The following is a 26698-nucleotide window of genomic DNA, read 5'->3' as shown; positions in this document are numbered from 1 at the left end:
CCCCCGCCGCGCCCGCCCGCAAGGGAGCGCAGCGTCGCCGCACGGCGCGGCCGGGCCGGTCCTCGCACGAAGGGGCGGCGAGGACCAGTCCCGCCCGTGCGCGGGGAGCGCGCGACGCTTCAGGCCGCGGCAGCCACGTCGCGGTAGCCGCCCGGGTTCTTCATTCGCCAGGCGCAGGCCGTGCCGACGATGCTGTCCAGCGCGCCCAGCCGCGGCACCCAGCCGGTGTCGCGGCGCAGCGCCGCGTTGGATGCGACGAGCACTGGCGGGTCGCCCGCCCGGCGCGGGCCGAGCACATGCGGCACCGGGCGGCCCGTCGCGCGCTCCACCGCCGCGATCACCTCCATCACCGAGGCCCCGGTCCCGCTGCCCACGTTGTAGCGGCAGGAAGGCCCATCCTTCAGCCGGTCGAGCACGCGCAGATGCGCGTCCGCGAGGTCCGTCACGTGGACGTAGTCGCGGATCGCGGTGCCGTCGGGCGTGTTGTAGTCGGTGCCGAAGACCGTCAGCGCCGGGCCGAGCCCGAGGGCCGCGTTGATCGTATTCGGGATCAGGTGGGTCTCCGGATTGTGATCCTCGCCCAGCCGTCCGCCGGGGTCCGCGCCGGCCGCATTGAAGTAGCGCAGCGCCGCCGAGCGCAGCCCGTGCACTCGGTCGGCCCATTCGAGCCCCCGCTCCACCATGAGCTTCGATTCGCCATAGGCCGAGACCGGGGCGACGTGCTCCTCCTCGTCGATGGGGATGCGCGTGGGCTCGCCGAAGAGCGCGGCAGTGGAGGAGAGGACGAAACGCCGGACACCCGCGCGCACGGCGGCCTCGGCCAGCCAGAGCGAGTTGCCGACATTCTCCGCGATGTAGCGCAGCGGCTCGCGCATGCTCTCGCCGACGAGCGAAAGAGCCGCGAAATGAAGGACTCCGTCGAAGCGCCAGCCCGCGAAGACCTCCTCCACCCGGCGGCGGTCCGCGAGGTCGGCGACAACAAGATCCATGCCGGGCTGGACCGCGGCGCGGTGCCCCTGGCGGAGGTCGTCCAGCACGACCACGTGGTCGCCCCGCTCCTGCAAGGCGAGTGCAACGTGGCTTCCAACATAGCCGGCGCCGCCCGTAACCAGGTACCGTCCCATCGATCTTCCTCAACCATCCGCGCCCGGGCGGCGGATCGCCGGCCCGGGGGCTGGACGGCTTCGCTCATCCGGGTGAGACGGTCCAATCACATAAGATAGGGCGGTACGAGCTCGGCCATGCGGATAGGGCGCCTGCTGGTTATCCTCCCGGGGGACGAATTCGGCACGCCGGAGGCGCAGGCGCTGCGCATCCTCGGTGCCGCGGCCGCGCTCGGCGTCGCCGGGACCGTGGCGGCGGAGGCGGGCCTGATCGCCGGGCTTCGCCAGGCATTTCCTGCGGAAGGCGGCCCGGCGCTGCTCGACCTGCCCCTCGCCTGGCGCCGCGGTCCGCAGGACGAGGTGCGCCGAGGCCAGGCTCGCGCGACCCGCGCGGCGCTGGCGGCAGCCCGCCCGGACGCGGTGATCCTCGCCCTGCCCTGGCCGGACCGCGCGGTGGGCGCCATGGCGGTCCTCGCGGAAACACGCACCCCCTGCCTCGTCCTTGCCCATCTCGCCCCGCGCGGCGCGCGGCCGGCCGGGATTGACGCCGCCGCTCTCCAGGCCGCGGCCGCCCTGCAGGCCGAATGGATCACCCCGAGCGCCGCCACCGCCGAGCGGCTGGGGCGGCTGCTGGGCCTGGGGGAAGGCCGCGTCTCCACCATCCCCCTCGATGCGGAGCGGCCGTCAGCGCCCGACCGGGAGGCCTGCCGCGAGGCGCTGCGCGAGAGGCTGGGGCTCGGCCCGTCGGCGCCGGTCGCGCTCTTCCTCGGCCGGCTGGACGCGGCCAGGGGCGCGGACCGCCTCCCCGCCATCGCGGAGGCCTTCGCGGCGCGCACGGGCGGGGTTGTCGCCTGCGGCGGCGAGGGCATCCTGGAGGCCGCGCTGCGCGATGCGTCCGGCGAGGGCAACGCGCTATGCTTGCTCGGCCCCGGCCAGGAGGGGGCGTCGCTGCTGGCGGGGGCGGACATGTTGCTCATTCCCTCCCGGCTGGAAGGACCGCCCGTCGGCTTCCTCCACGCCGCCCGCCTGCGCGTACCGGTGGTGGCGAGCCCGGAGGCGCTGGAGGCCCTCGGCGAGGACGCGCCTCGCCTTGCCGCGGTCGTGGATGCGGAGGATCCCGAAGCGGTGGCCGAAGCGCTGGCCGCCTGCCTGGAGCCGGGCGGCCCTGCGGGCGAGCGCGTCGAGGCCGCCTGGCAGCAGGTGGAGGCCCTTGACCCTGCGGTGGCGATGGCGCGCCTCATCGGGCGGCTGCGGCGCCTTGCCGCCCCCCTGCCGGAAGCTCCGCCCTTCGCTGCTCCCGCCTTCGCGCGGGAGGCGGTCCAGGAGCGTCCGGAAGCCCGGCCCGATGCCCTGGCGGGCAGGGAAGAGGCGGAGTTGAAGACCGAGGACACCGGCCCGGGTTCGGATGCGCCGGTCACGGAGACGGCGCTCCATAAGGCATCACCGGAGGGGCCGACGTCGCAAGCAACCAATCCCTCAACGCTCCCCCCGCCCGATAAGGGGCCCATCGACGAGGCTCGCCTTCCTTGATCCCGCGCGCCGCCCCCTCCCACCTGACGCGCCTGGCCGAAGTGGCGCCCCATCTCCTCGTCGCCGAGGGCGTGGTGGACCCCTCGCCGATCGCCTCCGCCGCGCTCCACGTCTGGATCCTCGCGCCGCGCGGGGAGAACCTGCTGATCCATCCGCTCGGCACCCGCGCGCCGGAACTGGCGGCCACCCTTCCTCTTCCCTCCCCGCCGGTGGGCACCATCGGCCTTGTCGCGCCGGACTGGCAGCCGCTCGCCGCCCTCGGCGCCTGGTGGTCCACGGTCGAGGGGCTGCCACCGCCCTTCGTTCCCGCCGGTTCTGGCGCGGAGGCGCTGCCAGGGGTGCTCGCCGTGACCGCGGAGGCGCTCTCCGCCGCCCTACTGCGCCAGGCCGCTGCCGCGCGGGCCGAGGGGAGCGCGGTGCAGCCCGAAGAAGCCTCCGCCGATGAGCCGGCCCCTCCCCCCACGCCTCGCGCCCTCAGCTGGGCGGAGGCGCGGGCGCTGGAAGGCGGTGTCGATCCCGTCGCCATCGGCGAGGAGGCACCGCGCCCGCTGCTACGCGCCCCCGCGCACGGCCGCTCGATCCTGCTGCTGCCAGCCCTCGACACGCAGAGGATGCGGCGGCTGCGGATCACACTTGCCCACGGGACGGGACGCGGTGCGGCGGTCGCGGCTTGGATCAGGCCGGATGGCATCCTGCCAGCTGATCTGACCGACCTATCGCGCACCACGCCCGGTTCAGCCTGGACCGGATGGCGGCCGCTGGGGGAGGACGCGGTGACGCTGGACCTGCCCCTTCAGCCACGGCTCGGCGAGCAGGCTGTCCTCGCGGTCGGCCTGCGCGCGGGCGAGACGGACGCCGTGGTGGAGTTGGAGGGCGGGACGCTCTCGGCCGAGGCGCTGCCCGAACTGTCGAAGACCCCGCTCCCCGTGGCGGCGCCCTGGGCCGGCCTCCGGGTCCTCGAAACGACGGCCGCCGGGCCCTGGCGTCCATCGCCGCCGCAGGATCACCCCACCGCCTCGCCCCCGGCCGGCGGGATTGCCATACCCGGAACCCTGGCCGGAAGCGGCGGACCACTCCGCATCCCGTCAGCCGGTGCGCGATACGCGGAGCTACGCCTGAGCGATTACGAGAACGCCGGGGCGTACCGTCACCTGGAGTTGGACATGGCCTCGCTTCGCGCCGGCCGGCGCGAATGGGCGCCCGTCCGTCTGAAATTCGCTGTCGAGGAAGGGGAGCCACGGCTCGAGTTCCGCCTCGCCGCTGGCTGGCCCGCGATGTTCGAGGAATGGCTGGGTCGCCAGAGCGACCGGTTCGGACCCTTCCTGCGCGTGTTCCAGAGCGACATCCAGGAATTCCTGGAACTCGTCTCGGACGAGCGCGATGCCGCCCTCATGGCCGCGTTGCTCGACATCCTGCCCCGCGCTGTGGAGGAAGGGTGCCACCAGGCCGGCGTCACCGCGGCCGAAATCCCGGGCTGGCTCGCGGCCGCGCAGGCACTGCGGGCGGAGGGCACCCGTTCCGCGTAAAGGAGCACGGGGAGAGGAAGGGTTCCTTCTCTCTCCCCGGAGTCACCAGCAGCGCTTGAGCGGTATCAGACCCGCTCGATGATCATCGCGATCCCCTGGCCGACGCCGATGCACATCGTGCAGAGCGCGTAGCGGCCGCCGCGGCGGTGCAGTTCGTGCACGGCGGTCTGCACCAGTCGCGCGCCGCTCATGCCCAGCGGATGACCGAGGGCGATGGCGCCGCCATTGGGGTTCACGTGCTCGGCGTCGTCCGGCAGGCCGAGGTCGCGGGTGACGGCGAGCGCCTGGGCCGCGAAGGCCTCGTTCAGCTCGATCACGTCGATGTCGGAGAGCTTCAGGCCCGCTTTCTCCAGCACCTTGCGCGTGGCCGGCGCAGGGCCGAAGCCCATGATGCGCGGCGGCACGCCGGCGGTGGCGGAGGCCACCACGCGGGCGCGCGGAGTCAGGCCCTGGCGGCGCGCCATCGCCTCGTCGGCGAGGATAATGGAGCAGGCGCCGTCGTTCACGCCCGAGGCGTTGCCGGCCGTGACGGAGCCGCCCTCCTTGCGAAAGGGGGTGGGCAGCTTCGCCAGCGCCTCGGCGGTGGTGTCGGGGCGGAGATGTTCGTCCTGCTGGAAAACGACCGGGTCGCCCTTGCGCCGGGGGATGGTCACCGGGACGATCTCCTCGGCGAAGCGGCCGGCCTTCTGCGCGGCGCCGGCCCGCTGCTGGCTGCGGAGCGCAAAGGCGTCCTGGTCGGCGCGGTTCACCTGGAAGTCCTGCGCCACGTTCTCGGCGGTCTCAGGCATCGAATCGACGCCGTGCGCCTTCTTCATGGCCGGGTTCACGAAGCGCCAGCCGATGGTGGTGTCGTAGATCTCGGCGTGGCGGCCGAAGGCCTCGGCGCTCTTGCCCTGCACGAAGGGAGCGCGGGTCATGCTCTCGACCCCGCCCGCGATCATGAAGGAGGCCTCGCCGGCCTTGATGGCGCGGGCCGCGATGCCGACCGCGTCCATCCCGGAGCCGCAGAGGCGGTTCACGGTGCTGCCGCCGATACTGTCGGGCATCCCCGCCAGCAGCAGGGCCATGCGGGCGACGTTGCGGTTGTCCTCGCCGGCCTGGTTGGCGCAGCCGAAGACGATGTCGTCCAGCGCGGCCCAGTCCGCGCCCTCGTTCCGCGCCATCAGCGCCTTGAGCGGCACGGCGCCGAGGTCGTCGGCCCGCACGGCGGAGAGCCCGCCGGCATAGCGCCCGATCGCGGTGCGGGCGGCGTCGCAGATGAAGGCGTCGGCCATGGCATTCCCTCTCTTCCGGTCTGTGGCTGGCAGGAAGCCCATCCGGGGCGCGCTGCCAAGGGGGCGGCTATCCCGGGCGGCGCAGCGCCGCGAGGGCGAGGAGCGAGATGAGCCCCACCCCCGCGAAGATCCAGAGGGCCTGGAGGGCGAGCCGCTCCAGCGCGAGGCCGAAGGCGAGCGGCGCGAGCGCCTGGATGAGCCGCATGGGCGCGAGAATGATCCCCTGCCGAGCCCCGTAGCCGCGGGCCCCGAAAAGGGCGAGCGGCAGGGTGCCGCGAACGATCGTGAGCAGCCCGTTCCCGGCCCCGTGGAGGATGGCGAAGGCCGCGGGCCCGAACCCGACCGCGAGGGCCAAGGCCGCCGCGGGGTGCCCGGCGGTCGCCAGGCGGGCGGTGGTCAGCGGGTGCAGGCGGCGCAGCAAGAGCGCGTCCAGCACGCGCACGAGGACCTGCATGGGCCCGACGAGGCTGGCAGCGAGGAGGGCGAGTTCGGCCGAGGCACCACTCCGGGTCAGCAGGCCCGGCAGATGCGCCGCCATGGCCGCGATATTGAACCCCGAGCCCGTCAGCGCCAGCGCGAGCAGAGCGAGTTGCCCCCAGCCCGCTGCCCCTTCCGGCTCCTCCACGCTGGCGGCGGCGGTCGGCGGCGGTGGCGCGGGCGGGACGAGCAGGAGGTGCAGAGGCAGGCCGAGCAGAATTTGCAGCGCGGCCCAGGAGCCGCAGGCACCGCGCCAGCCGAGCCAGGCGCTTAGCCAGGCGGTAAGGGGCCAGCCGATCGTGCTCGCGAAGCCCGCCATCATTGCCACGCCCGAGATCGGCCCGCGCGCCTCCTTGCCGTAGAGGCCGGCCAGGGTGGCGAAGGCGGAATCATAGAGGCCGAGAGCCATGCCGAGGCCCAGCAGTCCCCAGCCAAGGAAGAGCACCACCGGCCATCCCGCCGGCGCCAGCGCCATTGCCGCGAGGCCGGCCGCCAGCGCCAGGTTCGACCCCGCCAGCACCCCGCGCCCGCCCCGGCGGTCGATCACGCGCCCGACCCAGGGGCCGAGGAGCGCCGTCAGCAGGAGGGAGGCGGAGAAGGCGCCGAAGATGGCGCTGGGCGGAAGGCCGTAGTCCTCGGCCATCGGTGCGGCGACAATGGCGGGCAGGTAGTAGGAGGAGGCCCAGGCAAGGGTCTGTGCCACGCCGAGCGCGCCCACCACGCGGCGCCTGCCGGCCGCACCAGCCGCTGGCGGAATGTTCCCGGTTCCTCGCACGGGACCATGAAGCGGGATGCCAGCCGCTTCATCAAGCCCGCGCCGGCCTTCAGGCGTCCTGCAGGATGGCCCTGGCCAGGCCGTTCGTCTTGCCGGGCGGACTGACGCGAAGGGAGAGGCCGGTGCCGGCGAGCCGGTGCGCCTCCAGCTCAAGCGCGGCGCGCAGGCGCTCCACCGCCGCCTTCGGCACGGCCACCGACCAGGTGGCCGGTTCCGCGCCCGGCGCAGGGCGGACGGCGGCACGGGCCTCGCTCGAGAGGATGGTCTCCACCCGCTGCCCGATGAACAGGCGCCGCGCCGCCCGGGCCGGATCTGCCGGGGCCTCGGAGGCGAGGCCCTTGTCCCGCTGCCGCAACCAGGCGGCGTGGCGCGGCGCGTCCTCGTGCAATTCGAGCCCGACCTCCCGGCAGCCGGACAGGGCGCGGAGGGCAGTGGCCAGGCGTGGCTCGCGCGCGACGAGCCAGGCGCGGACTTCCTGCAGGCTGGTGAAGCCCAGCGGCTCCGGCAGGCGAAGGGCAGAGGGCGGCAGGCTGGCGGCGCCGCGCCAACCCGCCAGCAGGCCTGAGACCCGGCCGACCCGCACGGCCGGCAGCTGCGGCGCTTTTTGCAGGCCGACACCGAGGAGAAGGAGAGGCATCGCGTTATCCATGGCCAGGATGATGCGGGCGAGAGATGAACGGTGGGTTCATGACGCTCCCCTCACGGCCGGTGTTGGACCCTCCACAAAATTCTGGCCGGGCTGTAGTCTCGGCGCTCATCGGCGTGCCGAGGCCAGCCGCGCGGGCACGCGGCGCCCCAGCACGGCGGCGGCTACACGGCCAGGCGGCCTTCCCCGGCCCCTCAACAACGGACAGGCTTGCGCCGCACGGGACTTCCCCGTCCGGCGCACGGGAGGGCACGATGCAGAGAAAGGTCATTTTCCGGGGCAGGATTCTCCCCATTGCGCTGCTGCTCCCGCAGTTGGCGATCACCTTCGTGTTCTTCTTCTGGCCGGCCGGGCGAGCGATCTACCAGTCCCTGCTGCGGGAGGACGCCTTCGGGCTTTCCCAGGAATTCGTCGGGCTGGAGAACTTCCAGGATGTGCTCTCTGATCCGAACTGGGTGAACGCGGCGCTCAACAGCGTCGTCTTCTCGGGCTGCGTGGCGGGGCTGGCGCTGGGCATCGCCCTGTTCCTCGCGGTGCAGGCGGATAAGTCGCTGCGGGGCGTCACCGTCTATCGCAGCCTGCTGATCTGGCCCTATGCTGTGGCGCCCGCCGTTTCCGCCGTGCTGTGGCTGTTCCTGTTCCAGCCGCAGGTCGGGCTGATCGGGCGCTGGCTGAACGCCGCGGGCGTCGCCTGGGACTACCGGCTGAACGGCACGCACGCGATGATCCTCATCGTCATCGCGGCGGCCTGGAAGCAGGTCGCCTACAATTTCATCTTCTTCCTGGCAGGGCTGCAATCCATCCCGGCAAGCGTGCTGGAGGCCGCGGCGATCGACGGCGCGCGCCCGGCGCGGCGTTTCTGGTCGATCATATTCCCCCTTCTCTCGCCGACGACCTTCTTCCTGCTGATCGTCAATCTCACCTACGCCTTCTTCGAGACCTTCGGCATCATCCACGCGCTGACCAGCGGCGGGCCGGGACAGGCGACGGAGACGCTGATCTACAAGGTCTATGTGGATGGCGTGCAGAACCTCAATCTCGGGCTCTCCTCCGCCCAGAGCGTGATCCTGATGGTGCTGGTGATCGCCCTCACCGCCTTCCAGTTCCGCGCCGTCGAGAAGAAGGTACACTACTGATGGATGCGCCCGCGAACCCCGTGGCCCTGCGAGCGGAGCCGGTGCGGGACGACGCGCTGCTGCGCGCCACTCGCCGCCGCGCCCTCCTCTCGCGCCTCCTCGCGCACGGGGCGCTCATCCTCGGCGTGCTGATCGTCGCCTTCCCGATCTACATGACGTTGGTGGGCTCCACCCATGATGCCGGGACCATCGGGCGCGGCGACGTGCCGCTGGTGCCGGGCGCGCACACGGTGGAGAACTACGCCACCGCCTGGAACGAGGGTGGCGGGCGCAGCCAAACCACGCCGGCCTCCACCATGCTGGTGAACAGCCTGATCATGGCGGTAGCCATCGCCCTCGGAAAAATCGCCATCTCCATCCTCTCGGCTTACGCGGTCGTGTTCTTCTCCTTCCCCGGGCGCATGCTCGCCTTCTGGGCGATCTTCATCACGCTGATGCTGCCGGTGGAGGTGCGGATCATCCCGACCTTCCAGGTGATCGTGGACCTCAACCTCGGCAACACATGGCCAGGGCTGGTGATCCCCCTGATCGCTTCCGCGACCGCCACCCTGCTCTTCCGCCAGTTCTTCCTCACCATCCCCGACGAGTTCGTGGAGGCGGCGAAGATTGACGGCGCGGGCCCCGTTCGCTTCCTGAGGGACGTGGTGCTGCCGCTGTCGCTGACGAACATCGCGGCGCTCTTCGTCATCCTCTTCATCTACGGCTGGAACCAGTATCTCTGGCCGCTGCTGATCATCAACGACCGCTCCATGGAGACGATCGTGGTCGGCCTGTCCAAGATGATCGGGCGAGGCGATGCCCAGAACGAGTGGAACACCATCATGGCGACCGCCGTGCTGGCCCTCCTGCCTCCCGTGCTCGTCGTCGCGCTGATGCAGCGCTGGTTCGTGCGCGGCCTGACCGAGACCGAGAAATAGCCGATGGCCACCCTCTCCCTCCGAGACGTCAAGAAGTCCTTCAACGCCACGCAGGTGCTGCACGGCATCGACCTCGAGGTGAATGACGGCGAGCTCGTCGTGATCGTCGGCGCCTCCGGCTGCGGCAAGTCCACGCTGCTGCGGATCGTGGCGGGGCTGGAGACGCCGACCTCCGGGCAGGTGGTCATCAACGGGCGCGACGTGACGGGGCTGGAGCCGGCGGACCGCGACATCGCGATGGTGTTCCAGAACTACGCGCTCTACCCGCACATGACCGTCTTCGGGAACATGGCCTATGGCCTGAAGATCCGCGGCATGGCGCGCGACGAGATCGCGCGCCGCGTGCAGGCGGCCGCCGAAATCCTCGGCATCGGCCCCTTGCTGGACCGCAAGCCGAAGCAGCTCTCGGGCGGGCAGCGACAGCGCGTGGCGATGGGGCGGGCCATCGTGCGCGAGCCCGCGCTCTTCCTCTTCGACGAACCACTGTCGAACCTCGACGCGAAGCTGCGCGTGCAGATGCGGGCCGAGATCCGGCGCCTGCAGCGGCGCCTCGGCGTCACCTCGCTCTTCGTTACGCATGACCAGGTGGAGGCGATGACGCTCGGCGACCGGCTGGTGGTGATGAATGCGGGCCGCCCCGCGCAGGTGGCGCCGCCCATGGAGATCTTCTCCCGTCCCGCCGACACCTATGTCGCGGGCTTCATCGGCAGCCCCGCGATGAACTTCATCCCGGCCTCGCTCGACCAGGGGAATGGCTCCGCCCGCTTGCCGGACGGCACGCTCATCCCCTTCGCGGACGGGCCGCGGCCGGGCACCGCCGGCACGCCGATCACCCTCGGGCTGCGGCCGGAGCACCTGGAGCCCGGCGACGGCCCCGGTTCCATCCCCCTGGCGGTCGAGCTGATCGAACCGCTTGGCTCAGAGACGGTCGTGCACGGCCGCACGCCTGCCGGCATGGCCGTCACCGCGCGGCTGAACGGCGCCTTCAGCGGCGAGCGGTTGCCGGTCCGGATCGCGCCCGCCCACCTGCACGTCTTCGACGCCGACACGGGCCGCCGGCTGGATCCTGCCTGAGCGACTCCCCTTCCGGCGGGCGCGCGGTCCCGCTACCCATCCCCTATGGATGCCCCGCACGACATGATGGAAGAGGCCGCCTCCCTGCGGGAGGAGGCCGCGCGAGCCTGGCATGACGGGCAGCACGAGGAGGCGGCGCGCCTCTTCGGGGAGGCCGCGCTCCTCGGGTCCGCCGGGTGGGAAGATCTTCTGTGGCAGGCGCATGCCCTCCGCAGCGCGGGCCTCGTGGAGAGGGCGCTTACAGCCCTTGATGCCGCCCTGGCCGAGGCACCGGCCGAGCCCCTTCCCTATCTTCACCGCGGCCATGTTCTCCTTCTGCTCGGGCGCGAGGCGGAGGCACGGCGGGCCTACGGGCTCGCGGTGACCTTCGGCCAGGGCGATCCAGCGGCCTCCGCCGCAGCGGGGGCCCTCGCGCAAATGCCCTCCGGCAACCCGCCGCCGCCGCCGGTGCCGCCGCGCCCGCCCGAGCCGATCCTGCCAGAGCCGGCCATTCCCGAGATGCTTGCGCCCGAGACGGTCACGCCACCCGCCGGGCCGCCGGAAGAGTCCCCCGCGCCCGAACCGAGGTCGCGGTCGCCGGAAGCGCCGCCGGCTTCTCGGCCGAAACCCGAACCGCCGGCGCAGGAGCCGGGTATTCCAGCGCGGCCGCTGTCAACGACGCTGCTTCCTGCCCCGCGCCTCTCCATCGCGGTGCAGCGGCCGGAAGCTCCCGCGAACCTGCCGCCGCCGGCGGCTGGGGGGATCGCCTTCGACGTCACCGACCTGCTGATGCATTTCGCGACGCGCCGCACGCTGACGGGCATCCAACGCGTGCAGGCGAGCCTTCTCTCGGCCGCGCTGCGTTCCGGCCAGCGCGCGACCTACCTCGCCTTCGAGCATCCGCGCGCCACATGGCGGGCGGTGCGGGAGGAGGACCTGGCCCGATTGCTGAGCACCGCGGCGGCGGGATCGGACGTGAACGACCCCGCCTGGATCGAGGCGCGCGATGCCGTGCCGGAGGTGGCGCGCGGCGCACCGGCGCATGTCTTCACCGAGGGCCAGGTGCTGGTGAACCTCGGGAATTCCTGGGGGGTCCCCGCCTATTTCCGCGGGCTGCGCGCGGCGCAGCGGGCGCACGGCGTGCTCTACGTGCCCTTCCTGCACGACTGCGTGCCGCTCGTCATGCCCGAGCACTGCGTGCGCGTGCTCGTTCAGGACTACGCGCGCTGGTTCTCGGCCATGGGCGTCCACGCCCACGGGGTGCTCTGCAACTCGGAGTCCACGCGCGAGGATGGGCGGCGCTTCCTGGAACGCCTGCTGCCGGGGCTCGACCTGCCCATGGCCGTCGTACGGCTCGACGGCGACCCGCGCACAGGCGTGATGCCGGACCCGGCGGCGCTGGAGGGCACGCGCGCGCCGCGGCCGCCCGAGCCTTACGTCCTGTTCGTGGCGACCATCGAGAGCCGGAAGGACCACCTGACGGTCTTCCGCGCCTGGCTCTCCCTGCTGCGCCGCCACGGCCCGGCGCGCGTGCCGCGCCTCGTCTGCCTGGGCGCGCTTGGCTGGGGAGTCGAGGCGGCCATGAACCTTCTCGCGGCCAGCCCCGAACTGGCGCGCCACGTCGTGCTGCTGCACGGCATCTCGGACGCGGGGCTCGCGGCGCTGTACCGCGATTGCCTCTTCACGATCTACAACTCCCACTACGAGGGCTGGGGCCTCCCGGTGACCGAGAGCATGGCCTGGGGGAAGGCAGCGGTGGTGCCGCGGCACTCCGCGCTGATCGAATCGGGGGCAGGCGCCGCGGTCTTCGTCGAGCCGCAGAGCGAGGGCGACATGGCCGCGGCGGTGGAGCGGCTGCTCTTCGAGCCGGGCGCGCTGGCCGCGGCGGAGCGGTCGGTCGCCGCGCTCGGCGTGCCGCGCCCCTGGACCGCCGTGCTGGCCGACGTGACGGATGGCGTGGCGGATTTCACCAGCCGCGCGGTGCCGCCACCGGAGGAACGCGTCTCGCTTCCGCTCGGCCACCGAATCGGCTTCCAGGCGACGGAGGCGCGGGTGCCCGATCTCTCGATGGCCCTCTCGGACATGATCCGCGACGGGTCGGGCTGGCTGCTGCCGGAGGGGTGGGGAACCCCGATGCTCGGCGGCCCGGCGCGGCTGCGGCTGCCCCTGCCGCCCGGCACCGACGGATCGCTGCGCCTTCATCTGGAGCTGCGCGGGGCAGGCCGCGCGCCGATCGGCCTGTCCCTGCTCGCGGACGGTGCGGCATCGGGCTCCGCGACCATCCCCGCTCCGCCAGAGGGCGATTTCGCAACCGCCCTGCCGGTCGAAGTCGGTGAGGGGACGCGGGTGCTGGAACTGGAGCTGGACGCACCGGCGGGGAGCGGCCTTCGTGCGCTGATGCTCTGCCGGGCCGAAGACCTGATGGCGCGCCTCGACTTCCTGGAAAGCCAGCGCCTGCCGCCGGTGCGGCCCACCTGATCGGTCCCAAGATACAGCCATAGGTTGCTGGAGTATTAACGGCCGCGTGGACGAGGCTGGGCCATGCTCATCCGCGCCACGGCTCCCCTCCCTCGCCGCCTGTTAAGGGAGGATTCACGCCTTTCCGGCACCATCCTGCGCATGATCAGCAGCAACTCCCTCGCCGCTTTCACGCAGGATGTATCCCGCGCCGCGGGGATCGGGGACGTGCGGCCGGTCCGCGCCACCCCTGCCCGTACGACGGAGGGCGCCGCCCAGGCCGCCCCGGCACAGCGCCTGCTCGATGCGGTGCCGCCGAAGCCGACCTCCCCCCTGCCGCGCGGCTCGCTGCTCGACCTCCGCGTGTGAACCCTGGCAACAGGGGGTTGTGGCGCCCCAGAGCGGGCGGCATGCTCGGCCAATGGCCGCGCAATTCGATCTCGTGCAGCATGACGGCGACGACCGCGAGCGCCTGACCTGCCGCGACTGCGGCTTCGTCGCCTACGAGAACCCGAAGATTGTCGTCGGCTCCGTCGTCGCGGCCGATGGCGGCGTGCTTCTCTGCCGCCGGGCCATCGAACCCCGGCACGGCTTCTGGACCCTCCCCGCCGGCTACCTCGAAATGCATGAAACGGTGGAGGAAGGCGCCCGGCGCGAGGCCTGGGAGGAAGCGCGGGCGCGGATCGCGCTCGAAGGGCTGCTCGCGGTCTATTCCATCGCGCGACTCGGGCAGGTTCAGCTCATGTACCGCGCCCGGCTGGCCGAGCCGGGCTTCGCGGCCGGGCCGGAAAGCCTCGATGTCCGGGTTTTCGCCTGGGATGAGATCCCCTGGGATGAAATCGCCTTCCCGACCGTCCGCTGGGCGTTGCATGCTTGGAAGGAGGGTGCCGGGCATCCCGGCCCCCCGGTGTTCAACCCGCCCGAGGACGCGCGCGGCACCCGCCCGCTTCCCGGAGCCGCCATGGTCGGAGGTGCCGAATGATCGTCGGCCTCGCCCTGTCCGCCCTCCTCATGGGAGCGCCCGCCGCGCAGGCCCCCGCGGCCCGGCTGGTCCAGCTCGATCTGGCGCCGGTCCCCATCCTGGTGCAGGCCGAGCCCGCCCAGGCAACGCCGGCCGCCCCCGCCCGGCGCCGCCCGGTGCGCCGCCGCGCCGCGCGGCGTGACCCGGCGCCGCCGGTGGCCGAGGCGCCGACGCTGCCGCCACGCCCGGCCACGCCGCAGGCGGAGGTCGCGCCGATGCCCAACCGCTCCATCGTGGGGCCGAGCGCGCCGATGGAGCGCCAGGTGACCAGGCTTCGGCCCGACCTGATCGAGCCGCGCAGCCTGCCGGACAGCCGGCGGCAGGACGGGGGAAACAGCAGCTACACCGAGAGGCAGGACCGCCTCTTCCGCGACCCGGCGGCCGGGGCGCGGCTGGAGATCCCCTTCTCGTACTAGGACCCCGCCCTTTGGGCTCGGCCTTCCGTCCACACATCGTCGGGCGTGGCCCAGAGGGCCTTGTCGCGCAGGCCGCGCGCCAGGGCCTCGGCGATGGCGGCCAGGATGCGCTCGCCCTTCTCCGGCGTCGCCGCGCGCGGGTCGCCTCGGACGCCGGTGCCGGGGGCACGCTCGGCGAAGGACCAGAAGCGTTGGAAGGCGCTGCCGCCGACTGAGGGCCCACCGTTGGAGAGGGCGCCGGCGATCTTGTCCGTCCGCACTCCCTCGGGCTCGATCGCCATCCACAGGCTCGTCTCGGCCTCGCAGGCGTGCTGGGTGCCGGGCTGGGTCTCGAGGATGCCGGCGATGGCTGCGGCGGCCGCCTGGTGAATGGTCACGGCGACCACCGGCATGCCCGTCTCAGCGCCCAGCTCGCGCGCGATGACCTGCAAGGGCTCGATGTTGCCGCCGTGGGAGTTGGACAGCATCAGCTTGCGGAAGCCGCAGGCTCGGATGGAGCGGGCGACGCAGGCGATCACCGCCTGCATAGCGCGGAAGTCGAGGCTGATCGTGCCGCCGAAGGGCAGGTGATGCTCGCTGATGCCCTGCCACATCGGCGGCAGCACGATAGCGGGTGCGTCCTCGGCCACCAGCTCGGCGGCGCGGATGGCGGCGGCGTGGCCGATGAGGCTGTCGGTCCAGACGGGCAGGTGCGGGCCGTGCTGTTCCAGCGCCGCCACCGGCAGGATGACGGCCGCGTCCCGCGCGGCCCATTCCGCGATCTCGGGGGCGGTCAGCCGCTCCCAACGGACTTCGCGCATCAGGAGAGGCCCACCAGCGAGCGGGCGTAGTCGCGCGCGGCGAAGGGGCGGAGGTCAGCCGCGGTCTCGCCGACGCCGACGGCGTGGACGGGCAGGCCGAACTCCTCCGCCAGCGCCACCACCACCCCGCCCTTGGCGGAGCCGTCCAGCTTCGTCACGACCAATCCGGTCACGTCCACCATCTCGCGGAACACCTTGCACTGCTGCACGGCATTCTGGCCGGTGGTGGCATCCAGCACCAGCAGCACGGCGTGCGGCACCTCCGCGTCGAGCTTGCGGAGCACGCGAACGACCTTGCGCAGCTCCTCCATCAGCCCGGCCTTGTTGTGAAGGCGCCCGGCCGTGTCGATGAGGAGGATGTCGGCGCCCTCGGCGCGGGCGCGCTGCAGGGCCTCGTGCGCGAGGCCGGCGGCGTCCGCGCCCTCCTTCACCGGGGCGACGACGGTGCTGCCGGTGCGATCGCCCCAGATCTGGAGCTGCTCGACGGCGGCGGCGCGGAAGGTGTCGCCGGCGGCCATCATCACGCTGCGGCCCTCCGCCCGGAAATTCTGCGCCAGCTTGGCGATGGTGGTGGTCTTGCCCGTGCCGTTCACACCGACGACGAGCACGACATAGGGCTTGCGGTCCCAGTCAGGCTCGAAGGGCTGGGCGATGGGGCCGAGGATCTCCGCGATCTCCTCGGCCAGTGCGGCCTTCACCTCGTCCTCCCCCACCTCCTTGCCGAAGCGCGTGCGGCGGAAGCCGGCGACGATGCGCTGGGCGGCGGGCAGGCCGAGATCGGCGGCGATGAGGGTTTCCTCAAGCTCCTCCAGCGCCTCGTCATCCAGACGGCGCTTGCGGAAAAGGCCGGTGAGGTTCTCGGTGAGGCGTGCGGTGGAGCGGGAGAGGCCGGCCTTCAGGCGGGAGAAGAAGCCGCCCGTGGCGGGCGCCGGCGCGAAGGACTCGGGCTCTTCCGGCAGCCTCTCCTCGACGATCTCCGGCTTGGGCCCCTCGACGGGCGGCTCCTCGGGGATGCCGGGCATGGCCGGGCGGGGCGCGCGAGGAAACTCGCCCTCCTCGGCCGGCAGGGGCGCGGGGGTGGGCGGCGTGAAGCCGGGAACGCCGGGCACGGAGGGCAGGAGATGCCCGGGCAGGGCCGCCGTGACCGGCGGTGGGGAGGCTGGCGGGTCGCCGATTCCCGGTTCCGGCTCCGGGATCTGGTCGGGCTCGTCGGGTTCCCGGACCGGCGGCTCCTCCTCCGGAGGGGGTGGTGGAGGAGGGGGCTCGGGTTCCGTCGCCGGGGGCTTCTCGGGTTCGGTGACCAGGTTGACGAACCGGCCCCACAGGTCCTTCAGCGCCATCCCATCCTCCTCGCCGCGTGCCTCACGCCGGGAAGGCGTCCAGGTCGATCATGCCCGTGAATGCCGTGGCGGTGGGTCCGGCCATCAGCACATGGCCGTCATCGCGCCAGCCGATCCGCAGGTCCCCGCCGGGCAGGGAGACCACCGCCTCGCGCGCCAGCAGGCCGCGCCGCACGCCGTTCACCAGGGCCGCGCAGGCGCCGGAGCCGCAGGCAAGCGTCAGCCCCGCGCCCCGCTCCCAGACGATCAGGCGCAGGTGGCCAGGGGCCAGAACCTGCGCGAAGCCGATATTCGCGCGCTCGGGGAAGAGGGCGTCGTGCTCCAGCATCGGGCCTAGGCGCGAGATGTCCAGCGCGTCGAGGTCGGGCACGAAGAAGGTGGCGTGCGGGTTGCCCATGGAAAGGGCCGCCGGATCGGCCGCGCCCCCGGCCGAGAGGGGCAGGTGCAGCGTGTCCATCTCGCGGGCCAGCGGCACGTCGCGCCAGCCCAGGCGGGGGGAGCCCATGTCCACGCGGATGGTGCCGTCCGCAAGGCGCTCGGCGGGCAGGTCTCCGAACAGGGTGCGAACCGTCGCCGTGCCGAGGTCGGCGCCCTCCATCGCCAGTTCGGCGACGCAGCGCGTGGCGTTGCCGCAGGCGCCCGATTCGGAGCCGTCGGGGTTGAGGATCCGCATGAAGACATCCGCCCCCTCCCCGCCCGGCTCCATGACGATGAGCTGGTCGCAGCCGATGCCACGGTGCCGGTCCGCGATGGCGGCGGCGCGCACAGGCGTGATGGGGAGGGACGCCGCGCGGGCGTCCAGCACGACGAAGTCGTTGCCGAGGCCGTGCATCTTGCGGAAGGGGGTGATCATCGCGGGGCCGATATAGGCGCCCGGGGGCCGCGCCGGAAGGCGCCGCTAGCCGGCGGGCGTGGGCGTGGGGTCGAGGGTGGCGGCGGCTCCGGCCTCCCCGGGCATGAGGGTGGCGAGCAGGTCGCCCGGCACCGCGTCGAAGCGAAGCCCGGCCTCGACGAAGAGGCGCGCGGAGATGTGGCCGCGCCGGTCCCATTCCGAGGTGGTGCCGTTGCGCGGCGGCGCCGCGACCACCCGACGCACCCCGGCCTGGATCGAGAGCACCGCGCAGTGGTTGCAGACGGGCTTGCCGACGACATAGAGCGTGCAGCCCCGCGCCTCCCGCCCCGCGAAGAGAAGGGCGGACTGCTCGGCATGAACCATCATCTCGAGCTTGCGCGGCTTGTCCGAGAGGCGGTCCACGTCGTCCTCCACGCGACTGGGAAAGCCATTGAAGCCGGTGGCGACGATGCGGTTCAGCTCGGGCGCCACCAGCACGGCGCCGACGCGGCCGCGCGGGTCCTTCGACCACTCGCGGATATGGGCGGCGAGGCCCAGGTAGCGCCGGTCCCAACGGTTCAGGGCGGTTTCGGCCTCCTGGGTCATGGCTGCGCCTCCCTTGCGCGGACGACGGTGACGCTGCACGGCGCCCTCGCCGCGACCTCCCCGGAGACGGAGCCGAGCATCGTCCGCATCATCGAATTCGCCCGCGCACCCATCACGATATGGTCCACCCCATTCGCCTCGGCGTATTCCAGCAGCGGCGCGGCGGCGCCGGAACCCCCCAGCACGTGGAAGGTGATGCGGCCCTCCTCCAGGCCCAGGGGCGCGGCCCAGTGGCGCAGTTCCACAAGTCGCTGCACGCGGGTGGAGCGGCCGCGGTTGTCCTGGAGCGGGTCGCTGGCGAGGTAGCCGTCCAGCAGCACGTTCACACAGGCCACCCGCGCGCCCGGCAGGGTGCGGAGGACATTGCCGACGCTCGCGCGCAGGGCCTCAGCTAGAGGGGCGGTCTGCTCGCGCAGGTCCACCGCCACGACCACGACGGGCGCCGCATGGGCGGTGGCGGCCGGGCGGCCCTGGCGGGGGGAGCGGTCCTGGTTCACCCGCCGCTCCAGCACCTTCAGCCAGCCGTCGCGCCGTTTCTTCTCCGCGCGCGGGGTGAGGCGCACGGCCTCCGGGTGGTTCAGGTCGAAGGCGAGCTGCGCGGCGGTGGGGTGGCGGCGGGCCGGATCGACCTCAAGGCAGCGGAGGATCACCTCCTGCAGCCAGGGCGGGCATTCCGGGCGCAGGCGCCGGGGTGGCACGGCGTCGCGCCAGAGGCGGCGCCGCACCCCGCCGATGTGCTGCGGGTCCCCGAAGGGCAGCGCGCCCGTGGTGAACTGGTAGAGCAGCACGCCGAGGGCGAAGAGGTCGCTCCGCGGGTCGTTCCGCTGGCCCATGGCTTGCTCGGGCGCCATGTAAGGAGCGGTGCCGTAGGGGATACGGAACTCCTCCTCGATGAGGTCCGGCAGGCGGCCGTGGTGGGAGAGGCCGAAATCGACCAGCACCGCCTCCGCCGCCGGCGTGTCGCGGAAGAGGATGTTCGCCGGCTTCACGTCGAGGTGCGAGACGCGCTGGCGGTGCAGCTCCGACAGCGCGACGGCCACCTTGGCGCCGATCAGCGCCACCTCCTCGATCGCGAGTGGCAGTTCTCGCAGGCGAAGGAGAAGCGAGGGGCCGGGAATACGCTCCATGACGAGATAGGGCTGCCGCTCGAAGCCGGCGGCGGCGACGAAGCGGGGCACGTGCGGGCCGGTGAGGCGGGGCAGGATCATCTGCTCCATCTCGAAAGAGACGATCTGCGCGGGGTCGCCGCCCTCCAGGTGCGGCAGCTTCATCAGGAGGGGGACGGCGTGGCCGGGGTGGCTCGCCTCGAAGATGGAGGCCATGCCGCCCTGGTGGATCGGGCGGCCAAGGATGAAACCGTCGATCTCATCACCCTGGTGCGGGCGGCGCGGCGACATGCGGCTCAGTCCCCGGTGAAGAGGCGGGTGGCGAGGCTTTCCGGCAGGCCGGCGCGGCGGATCTTCTCGGCCGCGGCCTCCACGTCGTAGGGCACGCGCATCCAGCGCATCTCGCTCGTGTCGGGGTCCAGCAGGGCGTAGCCGGCGGCGGGGTTGCCGTCCCGCGGCTGGCCGACCGAGCCGACCACGGCCAGCCAGCGGCGCGGGCGGGAAAGCGGCACGGGCATGCCGGGCGTGGGGGTGAAGGCCGTGCATTTCTCGGCCGCGGTGAGGCCGAAGAGGCGGGGGACATGGACGTGGCCGCAGACCGTCACGCGCGCCGGCGTGCCCTCGAAGCTGCGGCGGGCCTCCAGCGGGCCGGTGACGTAGCGCCAGCTCGCCGGGTCGGAAGCATCGGCATGGACGAAGAGCCGGTCCTCGTCGGCGTATTCCAGCGGCAGCGTCCTCAGGAACGTCCCGGCATCGGGGCTGAGCTGGGCGCGCGTCCAGTCCATGGCGGCGGCGGCGCGGCCGTTCATGCGGGTGGTGCGGGCGAAGACCGCCTGGTCGTGGTTGCCGAGGATGGCGACGGCGCCGTGGGCGATGCGGTCCATCACGGTGCGGAGGCACCAGGCGGGATCTGCGCCGTAGCCGACGATGTCGCCGAGGAAGACGAAGCGCGTCGCGCCCGCGCTGTCCGCGTGGGCAAGGCAGGCCGAGAGGGCTTCCCGGTTGGCGTGGATGTCGGAGAGGATGGCGATCATCGCGCCCCATCATCGCGCGGAGCGGGGGCGGACGCCAGGATCCGCCGGATCGCCGCCTCGCCCTTGCCCCTGGTCCTTCATTACCCTATACGCCCGCTCTCCACGCGCCCCGGGCCTCGATGGGCTGCCCGGCCGTGGTCCCGGCCCCCGCCGCATGGTGCGGCCCGCCCCCGCGAGGAGGCGGCGCAAGGTGGGGCCGTCCCATCCCCCACCTGAGGAGGACCGAAATGCCCAAGATGAAGACGACGTCTTCGGCCAAGAAGCGCTTCAAGATCACGGCCACCGGCAAGGTTCTCGCCGGCCCGGGCAAGAAGCGCCACAACCTCTCCGCCCGCTCGCAGAAGGTGAAGCGCCAGAACCGCGGCAACCAGGTCCTGCGCGACCAGGACGCGAAGACGGTGATGACCTGGCTGCCCTACGGCCTGCCCCGGTAAGCGAGAGGGAGATCAGCAATGGCTCGTGTTAAGCGCGGCGTAACCGCCCACGCCCGTCACAAGAAGGTCCTCAAGCTCGCCAAGGGCTATGTCGGCCGTTCCTCCACCGCCTTCCGCCCCGCGCTCGAGCGCGTCGAGAAGGCGCTGCAGTACGCCTACCGCGACCGCCGCAACAAGAAGCGCGAGTTCCGCGGGCTGTGGATCCAGCGCATCAACGCAGCGTGCCGCGAGAACGGGATTGTCTATTCCCGCTTCATCGCCGGGCTGAAGGCTGCCGGGATTGAGCTGGACCGCAAGGTGATGGCCACCATCGCCTATGACGACCCCACCTCCTTCGCCGCGCTGGTGGAGAAGGCCAAGGGCGCCCTCCCCGCTCAGGCCCAGGCCCAGGCCGCGGAGTAAGCCGAGGCGGAGGTCCCCCGGGACCTCAGGCAGACGATCGCCGGGGCCGCGCTGTCCGGGATATTCCCCGGCGGCGCGGCCCTTGGCATATGGGGCCCCCGCCGGCGCGGCCGATCCGTGCCGCCATCAGGATCAGGTTCGGGAATGGCTGACGACCTCGACATGCTGCGCGCCGATATCGAGGCCGCGATGGCCGGCGCAGAGGACCTGCGGGCGCTGGACGCCGTGCGCGTGGCCGCCCTGGGCAAGAGCGGGCAGGTGACGGCGCTGCTGAAGGGCCTGGGCGCCCTGCCGCCCGATGAGCGCCGCGCGCGCGGCGCCGAGGTGAACGTGCTCAAAGGCGAGATCGAGCGCGCCCTCGAGAACCGCCGGGTGATGCTGGAAGCCTTCGCGCTGGACGCGCGGCTGGCGGCGGAGCGGCTGGACGTTTCCCTGCCCCCGCGCCCCACACCGCCCGCGGGCCCAGAGGCTGGTAGCATCCACCCGATCTCCCGCACCATGGAGGAGCTGATCGCCCTCTTCGGCGCCATGGGTTTTGCCGTGGCCGAGGGGCCGGACATCGAGGGCGACTGGCACAACTTCTCCGCCCTCAACATCCCCGACCACCACCCGGCGCGGCAGGACCACGACACCTTCTACCTGACTGCGCAGGAGGGCGGCCGGCGCCCGGTGCTGCGGACCCACACCAGCCCCGTGCAGATCCGCACGATGCTCTCCCAGGAGCCGCCGATCCGCGTGATCGTGCCCGGCCGCACCTGGCGCGCGGACCATGACGCCACGCACTCCCCGATGTTCCACCAGGTGGAGGGGCTGGTGATTGGCCGCGACATCCACATGGGCCACCTCAAGGGTACGCTGGTCGATTTCCTGCGCGCCTTCTTCGGCATCGCGGACCTGCCGGTGCGCTTCCGTGCCAGCTACTTCCCCTTCACCGAGCCCTCAATGGAGGTCGATATCGGCTGGAGCCGGAAGACCGGCGAGCTGGGCCAGGGCGGCGACTGGCTGGAAATCCTCGGTAGCGGCATGGTGCACCCGAAGGTGCTGGCCAATGCGGGGATCGATCCCCGCATGTGGCAGGGCTTCGCCTTCGGCATGGGGATCGAGCGGATCACCATGCTCAAGCACGGCATCCCCGACCTGCGGCCCTTCTACGAGGCCGATCTTCGCTGGCTGCGCCACTACGCGACCAGCCCGCTTTCCCCCTTCACCCTGCACGACGCGGCCTGAGACATGAAGTTCACCCTCTCCTGGCTGCGCGACCATCTCGACACCGACGCCCCGCTTGAGCGCATCCTGGCGACGCTCAACACCATCGGGCTTGAGGTAGAGGGCGTGGAGGACCGCGCGGCGGCCCTCGCTCCCTTCCGCATCGCCTATGTGGTGGAGGCGGTGCAGCATCCGAATGCGGATCGCCTGCGCGCGCTGAAGGTCGATATCGGCGACGGCACCATCCGCTCCGTCGTCTGCGGTGCGCCGAACGCGCGCACGGGGATGAAGGCCGTGGCCGCGCTTCCCGGCGCCTTCGTGCCGGGCACGGGCATCACGCTGAAGGCCGGCGAGATCCGCGGCGTGAAGAGCGAGGCGATGCTGCTCTCCTCCCGCGAGATGGGGCTGGGGGACGACCACAGCGGCATCGTGGACCTGCCGGAGGACGCGCCCGTCGGCGCCTCCTACGCGGAGTACGCGAAGCTCGGCGATCCCGTGATCGAGATCAGCGTGACTCCGAACCGCGGCGACGCGCTGGCCGTGCGCGGGGTTGCGCGCGACCTGGCGGCAGCCGGGATCGGCACGCTCAAGCCCTGGAACCCCGAGCCCGTCGCGCCCGCCTACCCGGCGCCGCTGGAGTGGGTGATCGACGATCCCCGCGCCTGCCTCCAGGTGCTCGGCCGCGCGGTGCGGGGCGTGACGAACGGGCCCTCCCCCCAGTGGATGCAGGACCGGCTGGCGGCCATCGGCCTGCGGCCGATCAACGCGCTGGTGGACGTGACGAACTTCTTCACCTTCGACCTCGGCCGCCCGCTGCACGTCTTCGATGTGGCGAAGGTGCGCGGGAAGACGCTGACGATGCGCCTTGGCCGCGAGGGCGACGAGTACCTGGCGCTGAACGGCAAGACCTATCGCCCCACGCCCGAGGACATCGTCATCGCCGACGAGGCGGGCGTGGAGAGCCTCGCCGCCATCGTCGGCGGTGAGACGACGGGCTGCGATGAGAGCACGCGCGAGGTCTTCATCGAGTGCGCGCTCTTCGACCCCGTGCGCATCGCCCTCACCGGACGGCGGCATCAGGTCCACAGCGACGCCCGCGCGCGGAACGAGCGCGGCCTTGATCCCGCCGCCCAGCGCGCGATGCTGGAAGCCGCGACGCGGATGATCATCGATCTCTGCGGCGGCGAGGCGAGCAGCATCTCGGAGGCCGGCGCCGAGCCCGCCTGGCAGCGCGAGGCGACGCTGCGCTTCGAGCGCATCGCGGGGCTGGGTGGTTCCTCGATTGGGCCGGACAAGGCTGTGTCCTCGCTGGAGGCGCTCGGCTTTGGGCTGACCGCGCGCGATGACGCTTCGGTGACCGTCTCCGTCCCCTCCTGGCGCAATGACGTCGCTTCCTCTGCGTCTGCCTATCGGGCGGGCGGCACGGAACTGGCGCAGGAACCAGGGCTGGACCCGGCCCGCGCCGCGGCGGCGGCCGAAGGGGTCGAGACGATCGAGGCAGAGTGCGACCTGCTGGAGGAGGTGCTGCGGCTGGAGGGGCTGGACGCCATTCCCTCCGTTTCGCTGCCAGTGGCGAGCCCCCTGCCCCTGCCCTCCCTCACCCCGCGGCAGTCGCGCGCGGGCGTTGCGCGGCGGCTGCTCGCCGCCCGCGGGTTGGCCGAGTCCGTGACCTACGGCTTCACCGCCCGCGCGACCGCCGCCCTCTTCGGCGAGGTGCCGGAGGCGCTGCGGGTGGAGAACCCGATCGCCGCCGATCTCGACCAGATGCGGCCCACGCCGGTCGCGACGCTGTTGCTGGCGGCCGGGCGCAACCTCGCGCGCGGCATTCCGGATGTGGCGCTCTTCGAGATCGGCGCCTCCTACGTTTCACCGGCGCCGGAGGGGCAGCTCGCCACGGCCGCCGGCGTTCGGCTGGGCCACACGCCGCGCCACCCGCTGGAACCCTCCCGCGCGGTGGACGCGCTGGACGCGAAGGGCGATGCCCTGGCCGTGCTTCTCGCCCTCGGCCTGTCGCCTGCAGCCCTGACCGTGACGACGGATGCGCCGGGCTTCTATCATCCCGGCCGATCCGGCGTGCTGCGGAGCGGTCCGAAGCTGCCGCTTGCCCGCTTCGGGGAGCTGCACCCGCGCGTGCTCTCGGCGCTCGGCATCGACGGGGCGGCAGTCGCCTTCGAGGTGCTGCTGGATTCGATCCCCGAGCCGAAGCGCCGGAAGAAGGCCGCGCCCGAGCTGCCGGCCTTCCAGCCGGTGCGGCGCGACCTCGCCTTCCTCGTGGATGCGACCACCCCCGCCGACAACCTTCTCCGCGCCGCGCGCGGGGCGGAGCGGGCGCTGATCGCGGAGGTCTCCCTCTTCGACCGCTACGACGGCGACCGCCTGCCGGAGGGCAAGGTCTCGCTGGCGCTGGAGGTGGTTCTCCAGCCCCGCGAGCGCACGTTGACGGATGCGGAGATCGAGGCCGCCGTCGCCAAGGTGGTCGCGGCCGTCACCAAGGCGACCGGGGCCACGCTGCGGGGCTGAGCGGCCCGTGCTAACCCTCCTGCGCGCGCCCGCCGGCGCCCAGGAGGATTCGACCATGGCGCAGGACGCCCCCCGCCCCTTCCGCTACCCGGTGCCGGAGCTGGGCACCCTGCCCGAGGACATTCGGGAGCGGATCCTGGCCGTGCAGGAGAAGGCGGGCTTCGTGCCCAACGTCTTCCTCCTCCTCGCCCGCCGCCCGGCGGAGTTCCGCGCCTTCGTCGCCTATCACGACGCCCTCATGGAGAAGCGCGAGGGACTGACGGCGGCGGAGCGGGAGATGATCGTCGTGGCCGTCTCCGCCGCGCATTCCTGCCAGTACTGCGTGGTGGCGCATGGCGCGATCCTGCGCGTGCGGGCGAAGGACCCGCTGGTGGCGGACCTCGTCGCCACGAACTACCGCAAGGCCGGGCTGCCGCCGCGCCAGCGCGCGATGCTGGACTACGCGCTGAAGGTCGGGACTGCGTCCCACCTGGTCGGTGAGGAGGACCACGCGGCCCTCGCCGCCGCCGGCTTCACCGAGGACGAGGCCTGGGACATCGGCGCCATTGCCGCCTTCTTCTCCATGTCTAACCGGTTGGCGAATGCGACGGACCTGCGGCCGAACGTGGAGTTCCACATGCTTGGGCGGCGGTAAGGCCCCCTCAATCCCCTACCACCTCGTGGGAGGCCGCCGCTCCCCGGCGCCAGTAGCCCGCGGCCTTCACCCGCTCCTTCGGTAGGCCGTGATGCTCCGTCAGGACGCGCCGCAGCCGCCGGGCAGCCTCCAACTCGCAGGCGACCCAGGCGTGCCCCTCACCGGGAGGGATAGCGATGGCGGAGAGCGCGGCTTCGAGGCGTTCGGCCTCGCCCGCCGGGGCGCCGTTGCGCTCCAGCCAGTGGATCTCGAGGCCGGGGCGGGCGGGCAGGTCCTGCCGCTCGGCGGCATCGGCCACCTCGATAATGGCGGTCACTCGGGCGGTCGCGGGTAGTTCCTCCAGGCGGCGCCCGATGGCGGGCAGCGCGGTCTCGTCCCCGGCCAGGATGTACCAGTCGAGGTCGTCGGGGAGGACGAAGGAGCCGCGCGGGCCGCCCACGCCGAGCTTCGCGCCCGGTCTGACGGCAGCGGCCCACTCGGTTGCCGGCCCCTCGGCGTGGAGGGCAAAGTCGACCGCCAGCTCGCCCTGCACCGGATCGTGGCGGCGCGGAGTGTAGTCCCGTGCGGGCGAGCGCGGCGCGCCCTCCGCGAAGACGGGACCGTTCGGCCCCATCACCGGCATGCTCGGCTCGTCCTGCCCCGGGACGGGAAGGAAGAGCTTCATATGGTCGTCGAAGGAGGCGCTGTGAAAGCCCTCCAGGTCGGCGCCGCCGAGGGTGACGCGGAGCATGCGGGGGGTGAGGTGCTCCACCCGCCGCACCTCCAGCACGCGGCGGCGCAGCTCGTGGCGGACGCGGCGGCCCAGCCGCGCCTCGGGGATGGCGTCGGTCATACCCGCTCTACCTCCACGGCCGCCTGGTCGATGAGGGAAACGATGCGCCGGAGTTGTTCCTCCGAGAGGGCACCGCGCGAGAGGCGGAGGCGGAGCGCCATCTTCAGGTTGTGCATGGCGCGCACCGCCTGAAGGGCGGAGCCGTCCGCCCGGCCGCCGGCCGCCGCGTCCATGCGCGCGAAGAGGGCGTCGGCCTCTCCCTTGCTCTCGGCCAGCACGCGCTCGCCCTCGGGCGTCACTGCGTAGAGCTTGCGGCCGCCCTCGGTGCTGGCGACGGCGATCTGGCCGAGTTCCTCGAGGAGCGTGAGGGTCGGGTAGACCACGCCGGGGCTCGGCGAATAGGCGCCGGAAAGCCGCTCCTCGATCGCCTTGATCAGCTCGTAGCCGTGGCGCGGGCGCTCGGCGATCAGCCGCAGGATGACGAGGCGAAGGTCGCCCGTCTCGAAGAAGCGCCCGCCGTGGCGGCCACGGCGGTGGTGGCCTTGGTGCTCATGGCGGCCGGAAAACGGGCCGTCGCGGTGGAAGCGGCGGCCGGGGTCCCAGGAGCCGCGGAGGAAATGGGGAAACATGAAGCTCTCCGATAGGGTTTAGATATATCGAAACCTATATCGAATGCTGTTG

General features: G+C 72.5%; 26 protein-coding genes. 14 read left to right on the top strand and 12 right to left on the bottom strand.

The features are described 5' to 3' along the window. Positions 1-119: 119 nt before the first annotated feature. The gene (galE, locus tag BO39_RS20100) at positions 120-1124 is read right to left on the bottom strand and encodes a UDP-glucose 4-epimerase GalE (RefSeq protein WP_043836792.1); all 1005 of its coding nucleotides are present in this window, start codon (positions 1122-1124) and stop codon (positions 120-122) included. Positions 1125-1241: 117 nt separating this feature from the next. Here galE and BO39_RS20095 point away from each other — a divergent pair, with 117 nt between their 5' ends. Then, positions 1242-2633: a glycosyltransferase gene (locus BO39_RS20095; protein WP_043836790.1), complete on the top strand. Its 1392-nt coding sequence runs from the start codon at positions 1242-1244 to the stop codon at positions 2631-2633. Then, positions 2630-4159 carry a DUF6212 domain-containing protein gene (locus tag BO39_RS20090; RefSeq protein WP_043836788.1) on the top strand — a complete coding sequence of 510 codons (1530 nt, stop codon included), beginning with the start codon at positions 2630-2632 and terminating at the stop codon, positions 4157-4159. The genes BO39_RS20095 and BO39_RS20090 overlap by 4 nt, the downstream gene beginning before the upstream one ends. A gap of 65 nt (positions 4160-4224) precedes the next feature. On the opposite strand, the gene pcaF is transcribed toward BO39_RS20090, so the two are convergent. The 3 genes from pcaF to BO39_RS20075 form a co-directional block, all read right to left on the bottom strand. After that, positions 4225-5433 carry a 3-oxoadipyl-CoA thiolase gene (gene pcaF / locus BO39_RS20085; RefSeq protein ID WP_043836786.1) on the bottom strand — a complete coding sequence of 403 codons (1209 nt, stop codon included), beginning with the start codon at positions 5431-5433 and terminating at the stop codon, positions 4225-4227. 67 nt (positions 5434-5500) lie between these two features. Further along, positions 5501-6628 (bottom strand): MFS transporter, encoded by a 1128-nt coding sequence (locus BO39_RS20080; protein WP_211257493.1) that lies wholly within the window; start codon positions 6626-6628, stop codon positions 5501-5503. Positions 6629-6734: 106 nt separating this feature from the next. Next, positions 6735-7322, bottom strand: coding sequence for a GvpL/GvpF family gas vesicle protein (locus BO39_RS20075; protein WP_043836783.1), 588 nt, complete (start codon positions 7320-7322; stop codon positions 6735-6737). Between the two features lie 263 nt (positions 7323-7585). Here BO39_RS20075 and ugpA point away from each other — a divergent pair, with 263 nt between their 5' ends. From ugpA to BO39_RS20040, 7 genes are all read left to right on the top strand, one after another. After that, complete coding sequence (gene ugpA, locus BO39_RS20070; protein WP_043836781.1) at positions 7586-8467, top strand: sn-glycerol-3-phosphate ABC transporter permease UgpA; 882 nt, start codon at positions 7586-7588, stop codon at positions 8465-8467. Next, positions 8467-9384: a sn-glycerol-3-phosphate ABC transporter permease UgpE gene (gene ugpE, locus BO39_RS20065; RefSeq protein WP_084698292.1), complete on the top strand. Its 918-nt coding sequence runs from the start codon at positions 8467-8469 to the stop codon at positions 9382-9384. The genes ugpA and ugpE overlap by 1 nt, the downstream gene beginning before the upstream one ends. A 3-nt stretch (positions 9385-9387) precedes the next feature. Continuing rightward, on the top strand, positions 9388-10458 hold the full coding sequence (locus tag BO39_RS20060; protein WP_043836779.1) for a sn-glycerol-3-phosphate import ATP-binding protein UgpC: 1071 nt from the start codon (positions 9388-9390) through the stop codon (positions 10456-10458). Positions 10459-10521: 63 nt separating this feature from the next. Further along, positions 10522-12915: a glycosyltransferase family 4 protein gene (locus BO39_RS20055; protein ID WP_043836777.1), complete on the top strand. Its 2394-nt coding sequence runs from the start codon at positions 10522-10524 to the stop codon at positions 12913-12915. Positions 12916-12978: 63 nt separating this feature from the next. Then, positions 12979-13263 (top strand): hypothetical protein, encoded by a 285-nt coding sequence (locus BO39_RS20050; RefSeq protein WP_043836775.1) that lies wholly within the window; start codon positions 12979-12981, stop codon positions 13261-13263. Positions 13264-13315: 52 nt separating this feature from the next. Beyond that, the gene (locus tag BO39_RS20045) at positions 13316-13876 is read left to right on the top strand and encodes an NUDIX hydrolase (RefSeq protein ID WP_043836773.1); all 561 of its coding nucleotides are present in this window, start codon (positions 13316-13318) and stop codon (positions 13874-13876) included. Beyond that, complete coding sequence (locus tag BO39_RS20040; protein WP_043836771.1) at positions 13873-14331, top strand: hypothetical protein; 459 nt, start codon at positions 13873-13875, stop codon at positions 14329-14331. Before BO39_RS20045 ends, BO39_RS20040 begins: the two co-directional genes overlap by 4 nt. Here BO39_RS20040 and BO39_RS20035 read toward each other — a convergent pair. From BO39_RS20035 to BO39_RS20010, 6 genes are all read right to left on the bottom strand, one after another. Next, positions 14328-15131, bottom strand: a complete 804-nt coding sequence (locus tag BO39_RS20035) for a creatininase family protein (RefSeq protein ID WP_043836769.1) — start codon at positions 15129-15131, stop codon at positions 14328-14330. The genes BO39_RS20040 and BO39_RS20035 overlap by 4 nt on opposite strands. Next, positions 15131-16153: a signal recognition particle-docking protein FtsY gene (gene ftsY / locus BO39_RS20030; RefSeq protein WP_245615290.1), complete on the bottom strand. Its 1023-nt coding sequence runs from the start codon at positions 16151-16153 to the stop codon at positions 15131-15133. Before ftsY ends, BO39_RS20035 begins: the two co-directional genes overlap by 1 nt. 340 nt (positions 16154-16493) lie before the next feature. After that, positions 16494-17324: a diaminopimelate epimerase gene (dapF, locus tag BO39_RS20025; protein WP_043836767.1), complete on the bottom strand. Its 831-nt coding sequence runs from the start codon at positions 17322-17324 to the stop codon at positions 16494-16496. Between the two features lie 45 nt (positions 17325-17369). After that, a complete protein-coding gene (locus BO39_RS20020; protein ID WP_052402344.1) occupies positions 17370-17909 on the bottom strand; it encodes a deaminase in 540 nt (179 codons plus the stop codon). After that, complete coding sequence (locus tag BO39_RS20015) at positions 17906-19306, bottom strand: serine/threonine protein kinase (RefSeq protein ID WP_043836765.1); 1401 nt, start codon at positions 19304-19306, stop codon at positions 17906-17908. Before BO39_RS20015 ends, BO39_RS20020 begins: the two co-directional genes overlap by 4 nt. A 5-nt stretch (positions 19307-19311) precedes the next feature. After that, positions 19312-20049: a metallophosphoesterase family protein gene (locus BO39_RS20010; protein WP_043836762.1), complete on the bottom strand. Its 738-nt coding sequence runs from the start codon at positions 20047-20049 to the stop codon at positions 19312-19314. Between the two features lie 227 nt (positions 20050-20276). On the opposite strand from BO39_RS20010, the gene rpmI reads away from it, so the two are divergent. From rpmI to BO39_RS19985, 5 genes are all read left to right on the top strand, one after another. After that, positions 20277-20483 (top strand): 50S ribosomal protein L35, encoded by a 207-nt coding sequence (gene rpmI, locus BO39_RS20005; RefSeq protein ID WP_043836759.1) that lies wholly within the window; start codon positions 20277-20279, stop codon positions 20481-20483. Between the two features lie 18 nt (positions 20484-20501). Continuing rightward, positions 20502-20885, top strand: coding sequence for a 50S ribosomal protein L20 (gene rplT / locus BO39_RS20000; protein ID WP_043836756.1), 384 nt, complete (start codon positions 20502-20504; stop codon positions 20883-20885). Positions 20886-21029: 144 nt separating this feature from the next. Then, complete coding sequence (pheS, locus tag BO39_RS19995; protein WP_043836754.1) at positions 21030-22112, top strand: phenylalanine--tRNA ligase subunit alpha; 1083 nt, start codon at positions 21030-21032, stop codon at positions 22110-22112. A 3-nt stretch (positions 22113-22115) separates the two neighbouring features. Continuing rightward, positions 22116-24611, top strand: coding sequence for a phenylalanine--tRNA ligase subunit beta (gene pheT / locus BO39_RS19990; protein WP_043836752.1), 2496 nt, complete (start codon positions 22116-22118; stop codon positions 24609-24611). A gap of 55 nt (positions 24612-24666) precedes the next feature. Then, a complete protein-coding gene (locus tag BO39_RS19985) occupies positions 24667-25245 on the top strand; it encodes a peroxidase-related enzyme (protein WP_043836849.1) in 579 nt (192 codons plus the stop codon). Positions 25246-25252: 7 nt separating this feature from the next. Here BO39_RS19985 and BO39_RS19980 read toward each other — a convergent pair whose 3' ends face one another. Together BO39_RS19980 and BO39_RS19975 are read right to left on the bottom strand one after the other, a co-directional pair. After that, a complete protein-coding gene (locus BO39_RS19980; RefSeq protein WP_043836750.1) occupies positions 25253-26077 on the bottom strand; it encodes a siderophore-interacting protein in 825 nt (274 codons plus the stop codon). Next, positions 26074-26646 carry a PadR family transcriptional regulator gene (locus tag BO39_RS19975; protein WP_043836747.1) on the bottom strand — a complete coding sequence of 191 codons (573 nt, stop codon included), beginning with the start codon at positions 26644-26646 and terminating at the stop codon, positions 26074-26076. The genes BO39_RS19980 and BO39_RS19975 overlap by 4 nt, the downstream gene beginning before the upstream one ends. Positions 26647-26698: the final 52 nt, after the last annotated feature.

The organism is Roseomonas aerilata DSM 19363 (genome assembly GCF_000711725.1).
GTDB classification, from domain to species: domain Bacteria; phylum Pseudomonadota; class Alphaproteobacteria; order Acetobacterales; family Acetobacteraceae; genus Roseomonas; species Roseomonas aerilata.
Note: the sequence above shows the minus strand (reverse complement) of the source record. Positions and strands in the feature narration are given on the sequence as shown.

Bases quoted from the DNA above. Each gene is read 5' to 3' on its own strand.
- galE (WP_043836792.1), bottom strand. From the start codon at position 1,124: ATGGGACGGTACCTGGTTACGGGCGGCGCCGGCTATGTTGGAAGCCAC.
- BO39_RS20095 (WP_043836790.1), top strand. From the start codon at position 1,242: ATGCGGATAGGGCGCCTGCTGGTTATCCTCCCGGGGGACGAATTCGGC.
- pcaF (WP_043836786.1), bottom strand. From the start codon at position 5,433: ATGGCCGACGCCTTCATCTGCGACGCCGCCCGCACCGCGATCGGGCGC.
- BO39_RS20075 (WP_043836783.1), bottom strand. From the start codon at position 7,322: ATGCCTCTCCTTCTCCTCGGTGTCGGCCTGCAAAAAGCGCCGCAGCTG.
- ugpA (WP_043836781.1), top strand. From the start codon at position 7,586: ATGCAGAGAAAGGTCATTTTCCGGGGCAGGATTCTCCCCATTGCGCTG.
- ugpE (WP_084698292.1), top strand. From the start codon at position 8,467: ATGGATGCGCCCGCGAACCCCGTGGCCCTGCGAGCGGAGCCGGTGCGG.
- BO39_RS20060 (WP_043836779.1), top strand. From the start codon at position 9,388: ATGGCCACCCTCTCCCTCCGAGACGTCAAGAAGTCCTTCAACGCCACG.
- BO39_RS20055 (WP_043836777.1), top strand. From the start codon at position 10,522: ATGATGGAAGAGGCCGCCTCCCTGCGGGAGGAGGCCGCGCGAGCCTGG.
- BO39_RS20050 (WP_043836775.1), top strand. From the start codon at position 12,979: ATGCTCATCCGCGCCACGGCTCCCCTCCCTCGCCGCCTGTTAAGGGAG.
- BO39_RS20045 (WP_043836773.1), top strand. From the start codon at position 13,316: ATGGCCGCGCAATTCGATCTCGTGCAGCATGACGGCGACGACCGCGAG.
- BO39_RS20040 (WP_043836771.1), top strand. From the start codon at position 13,873: ATGATCGTCGGCCTCGCCCTGTCCGCCCTCCTCATGGGAGCGCCCGCC.
- BO39_RS20035 (WP_043836769.1), bottom strand. From the start codon at position 15,131: ATGCGCGAAGTCCGTTGGGAGCGGCTGACCGCCCCCGAGATCGCGGAA.
- ftsY (WP_245615290.1), bottom strand. From the start codon at position 16,153: ATGCCCGGCATCCCCGAGGAGCCGCCCGTCGAGGGGCCCAAGCCGGAG.
- dapF (WP_043836767.1), bottom strand. From the start codon at position 17,324: ATGATCACCCCCTTCCGCAAGATGCACGGCCTCGGCAACGACTTCGTC.
- BO39_RS20020 (WP_052402344.1), bottom strand. From the start codon at position 17,909: ATGACCCAGGAGGCCGAAACCGCCCTGAACCGTTGGGACCGGCGCTAC.
- BO39_RS20015 (WP_043836765.1), bottom strand. From the start codon at position 19,306: ATGTCGCCGCGCCGCCCGCACCAGGGTGATGAGATCGACGGTTTCATC.
- BO39_RS20010 (WP_043836762.1), bottom strand. From the start codon at position 20,049: ATGATCGCCATCCTCTCCGACATCCACGCCAACCGGGAAGCCCTCTCG.
- rpmI (WP_043836759.1), top strand. From the start codon at position 20,277: ATGCCCAAGATGAAGACGACGTCTTCGGCCAAGAAGCGCTTCAAGATC.
- rplT (WP_043836756.1), top strand. From the start codon at position 20,502: ATGGCTCGTGTTAAGCGCGGCGTAACCGCCCACGCCCGTCACAAGAAG.
- pheS (WP_043836754.1), top strand. From the start codon at position 21,030: ATGGCTGACGACCTCGACATGCTGCGCGCCGATATCGAGGCCGCGATG.
- pheT (WP_043836752.1), top strand. From the start codon at position 22,116: ATGAAGTTCACCCTCTCCTGGCTGCGCGACCATCTCGACACCGACGCC.
- BO39_RS19985 (WP_043836849.1), top strand. From the start codon at position 24,667: ATGGCGCAGGACGCCCCCCGCCCCTTCCGCTACCCGGTGCCGGAGCTG.
- BO39_RS19980 (WP_043836750.1), bottom strand. From the start codon at position 26,077: ATGACCGACGCCATCCCCGAGGCGCGGCTGGGCCGCCGCGTCCGCCAC.
- BO39_RS19975 (WP_043836747.1), bottom strand. From the start codon at position 26,646: ATGTTTCCCCATTTCCTCCGCGGCTCCTGGGACCCCGGCCGCCGCTTC.